Annotated in this window: 2 protein-coding genes; one reads left to right on the top strand and one right to left on the bottom strand. The window is 52.2% G+C overall.

The features are described from left to right. Positions 1–431 precede the first annotated feature (431 nt). Positions 432–2957: a U32 family peptidase gene (locus tag JX360_RS17070; RefSeq protein ID WP_244353381.1), complete on the top strand. Its 2526-nt coding sequence runs from the start codon at positions 432–434 to the stop codon at positions 2955–2957. Positions 2958–3310: 353 nt separating this feature from the next. On the opposite strand, the gene JX360_RS17065 is transcribed toward JX360_RS17070, so the two are convergent. After that, positions 3311–4036: a helix-hairpin-helix domain-containing protein gene (locus JX360_RS17065; RefSeq protein WP_244353379.1), complete on the bottom strand. Its 726-nt coding sequence runs from the start codon at positions 4034–4036 to the stop codon at positions 3311–3313. Positions 4037–4315 lie beyond the last annotated feature (279 nt).

The raw sequence follows: 4315 nt of genomic DNA, 5'->3' as shown, positions 1-4315 counted from the left end.
TAGGTAGGGTCGGCTCAGGGGATGGGGTAGTTGGCAATCCCCTGAACTCCATGAATACCTTGCAGTCTAAGGTTGCAAGGGGCTAGAAGGGAGAATCCCCCGGTTTCTAACCGGGGGAGTGTCAACCTGGCCCTGTTCAGTGGCATCCTGACCGGGATCCTGAATGTGCTGGTGGCTTCTGTGTAGTTTACCGATAGGGATCCGCTAGGCGTTCCTTTTTTGGGGATCCGCCGCTTAGCCTGGGGGGGAGAGTGTTCTTCCTCTCAGGTTTTTGGGCTTGAAATGGGATCCCGGCTACCGAGCCAATACTCTAGAAACCCGGGTGTCAAGACAAAAATGATTGCCCGACAAACCAGTTAGGATCGCAGCGGCCCATGTCCTGATTGCTGCCGTGCTCAGGACAGCACCCATTTCCATCCCTTCATGAGTTCATGAGTGCTTCTGTAGAAACGGTTCCTTCTTTTCCTTTTTCTGCTCTACCCAGTGGGCTTCCCCTTCTGCTGGCTCCCGCTGGAGATTGGGACTGTGCCAAGGCGGCTGTGGAAAACGGAGCCGATGCCATTTACTTTGGGTTGGAACGGTTTAATGCGCGGATGAGAGCCCGCAATTTTACGGAAGCGGATTTGCCGGAGTTGATGGCCTGGCTACACCAGCGGGGGGTGCGGGGCTATGTAACCTTCAATACTTTGGTTTTTCCTTCTGAGCTGACTGAGGCCGAAGGGTACATTCGCTCGATTGTGGCGGCGGGAGTCGATGCAGCGATTGTGCAGGATATCGGCATGGTACGCCTGATCCGGCATCTTTCTCCAGACTTTCCGGTTCATGCGTCCACCCAAATGACCATTACCAGTGGGATTGGGGCCGAGTTCGCCGAGCAACTGGACTGTGAACGGGTGGTGTTGGCGCGGGAGTGTTCCCTCAAGGAAATCGGTAAAATCCAAGCGCACCTGGCCGAGAAGGGATCCCGCCTATCTCTGGAGGTCTTTGTGCACGGAGCTTTGTGCGTGGCCTACTCCGGGCAATGCCTGACCAGCGAATCCTTGGGAGGGCGTTCGGCCAACCGGGGAGAATGTGCGCAAGCCTGCCGCATGCCCTATGACTTAGTGGTGGACGGGATCCGCCGTGACCTGGGGGAAAAACGGTATTTACTCAGCCCGCAGGATTTGGCGGGATTAGAGGTGCTGCCGGAATTGGTGAAGCTAGGGATCCACTGTCTTAAAATTGAAGGCCGCTTAAAATCTCCAGAGTATGTAGCCAATGTAACGCGGGTATATCGCCAAGCTCTGGATGCGGTGGCGGCAGGGCAACCCCAGCGGATTTCCCGTCAGGATCGGTATGAACTGGAGATGAGCTTTTCACGGGGGCTGTACACCGGCTGGCTGCGGGGGATCAACAACCAGGAACTGGTTCACGCCCGTTTTAGCAAAAAACGCGGGGTTTATCTGGGCCAGGTGTTGGGGATCCAACAGGATCAGGTGGTGATCCGGCTGGAAGCGCCCCTCAAGGCTGGAGATGGCGTGGTTTTTGATCAGGGGCAACCGGATTTACCAGAACAGGGGGGACGGGTTTACCGCATCCAACAGAAGCAGGGACGAGCCTTCCTCAGCTTTGGTCCGGGGGATATCGACCTCAACCGCATCCACGTTGGGGATTACCTCTGGAAAACCAGCGATCCGGAATTGGAAAAACGCCTGCGCCACAGTTTTATTGGGGAGCAACCCCGCCATCAACGGCCTGTTTGTATAGAAGTTCACGGCCAAGTGGGATCCCCGCTGACGGTAATCCTCCGGGATGAACAGGGCCATGTGGTACAGGTGGAGTCCCCCATGCCGCTGGTGGCCGCTCATCACCAACCCCTCACCACCGAAAAGCTGAAAGAGCAACTGGGCCGCCTTGGCTCCACCCCCTTCAAGCTGGGATCCCTGCACAATTTCCTGACGGGGGAGGTGATGCTGCCGGTGAGCGCTCTCAACCAAATGCGCCGGGAAGCGGTAGAACAATTGCAAGCCCTGCGCGCCCAACCTTTGCGCTGGCAATTGAACCTTGAAGCCCATTGGCAGCAGTTGGTACCACCCCCGCAACTGGGGGAAACCGGATCCCCGCAATGGTCGGTGTTGGTGCGAGATGCAAAGCAGCTCCAGGCTGTCTTGGGCTATGCCCGAGAAATCCCAGACTCAGCGATCCGCCAGGTTTACTGCGAATTTGAAGATCCGCGTCGGTATCGGGAGGTAATTGCCCAGGCCAAGAGCCAATATCCCCAGGTGGAAATTTGGGTGGCGCCACCTCGGATTACCAAACCGGGAGAAACTTGGATTTTGAAGCAGGTTTTGGCTGCAGAAGCGGATGGCTATTTGCTGCGCAACTATGATCATCTGGAGTTTTTTAAGGGCCAACGGTGTATTGGGGATTTTTCTTTGAATGTGGCTAACCCCATTACCGCTCATTATCTAAAAACTCGGTATAACCTGGAGCGCTTAACGGCTTCTTATGATCTCAATCATGAGCAACTGGGATCCCTGCTGGAGATGGGACCTGCCCACTGGTACGAGGTCACCATCCATCAGCATATGCCGATGTTTCACATGGAGCACTGTGTTTTTTGTGCTTTTTTGTCGGAGGGGACGGATTACACCAATTGTGGTCGCCCTTGCGAAAAACATGAGGTGAAACTGCGGGATCGGGCCAATGTTGAACATATTTTGAAAGCCGATGCTGGCTGTCGCAACACCCTCTACAACGGCAAGGCGCAAACCGGGGCAGAATACATCAACAAATTGTTAAATCTAGGACTCCGCTACCTGCGCATCGAGTTTTTGCAGGAATCACCCGCCCAGATCCGGCAAATCCTGTGGAGCTACCAGCAGCTGCTGGCCGGAAAATTAAGCGGATCGCAGCTGTGGCGGGAGCTGAAGCTACACAGCCAACTGGGAGTCACCCGTGGATCTTTGGAAGGGTAGCTGCTCCTAGGCTAGGGTAAACAACAGGACTGCACAACACTCCTGAACAACATTCCTTGCACAGCCCTCTGGTACTCCCCATCTCCCCAGGAACCCAGCTGGGTTCCAACAACGGTTGGGTTTTATCTCCTAAGAGCGCGAAAACATTTGCCTACGGCCCGTGACGGGATAAGTCCTGCGCTCCCCCCGTAGCCTTGCATAGCAACAACCGGCACAGTCGGCATCGGGAAGGTGTCACCTCAGCTTCTGACCTCAGCTTCGGTGAACCTCAGGGGCTGAAAGCTACATCCCAGTGTTTCCATTTCCAATCATTATTGGATTTCCGATAGGCTTAATAGTTTCCTGTTTCATCCTTAGCTGCAGCTAAAGATGCCTTTTAGGTATGCAATGGTTTTGTCACCTATTCCCTTAATCGCTTTCAACTGCTCCAAAGTTGCTATACCATTTTGCTCTCGTATGAACTGATAGATTTGCCGCGCCTTCTTCTTGACTACAGGATTGTCTAAGCTTGACAGATCCACTTCTGTTGCATTGTTGATATTTTTAAGCTGTGGGGGAGCTGGCAGACGGCTAAAAAGCTGATCAAACTTTTCCTCTATTTCTCTTCTTAAATTGCTGATCTCACTTCTGACTTCGCTTAGCACCTTATTTAATATCGCACTGTAATAGTCCTGGGTATTTGCACTGTCTATGGCACTTCCGCTGGTGGTACTGCTGCGAGCACAAACTTCTTCCATAAATCGACGAATATCATCAATCTGATCGTCTGGAATATCAAAGATCCAAGCCCAGATTCTCTCCCATCCCAGTCGGCTGGCTGCTTCACACCATTCTTCTCCAAAAACTACTTCATATTCTCGATCCTCTCCGTAAAGAGCTGTTCTCCTGAGGAGGACTGGATGCAAATTACTACCAAATCTCTTGAGGCTTGCAGTAGCCATCTCCACTTTGACCGGATCCAGAGATTTTGTCAGGATCTCAGGAATGGCAATTTGCAAGACATGAACTTGCCCATGGTTGATGGGTTTGATCCTCAGGTACTCAATAATTCGCTTTCTCGCTTCTTCGGAATAGTCCATCTATCTACCTTAGCTGCAGAGAATGATTTTATTCTGATATTTTGATCCTACTCAGAGATTTTAACCAAGTACTCAGCTAGTTTCATGTAACAACCAAACGCATCCAAGGCAGCCTCTTTATCCTGGGGGGAAAGCTGATCATCATATTCAGCAGGCTCTCCTGACATTTTGGTGTCGATAGTATAATGAGATACTGAGTTCCATGACGAACATTGGTTCCTCTTGATAAGTTATTGGGTCTTGCTGGAGTCAAAATCCAAGAGTTTGTAGAGTTAGAAC

Source organism: Thermostichus vulcanus str. 'Rupite' (genome assembly GCF_022848905.1).
GTDB lineage: Bacteria > Cyanobacteriota > Cyanobacteriia > Thermostichales > Thermostichaceae > Thermostichus > Thermostichus vulcanus_A.
Note: the sequence above shows the minus strand (reverse complement) of the source record. Positions and strands in the feature narration are given on the sequence as shown.

Excerpts from the sequence above, each read along its gene's own strand:
- JX360_RS17070 (WP_244353381.1), top strand. The coding sequence starts at position 432 with ATGAGTGCTTCTGTAGAAACGGTTCCTTCTTTTCCTTTTTCTGCTCTA.
- JX360_RS17065 (WP_244353379.1), bottom strand. The coding sequence starts at position 4,036 with ATGGACTATTCCGAAGAAGCGAGAAAGCGAATTATTGAGTACCTGAGG.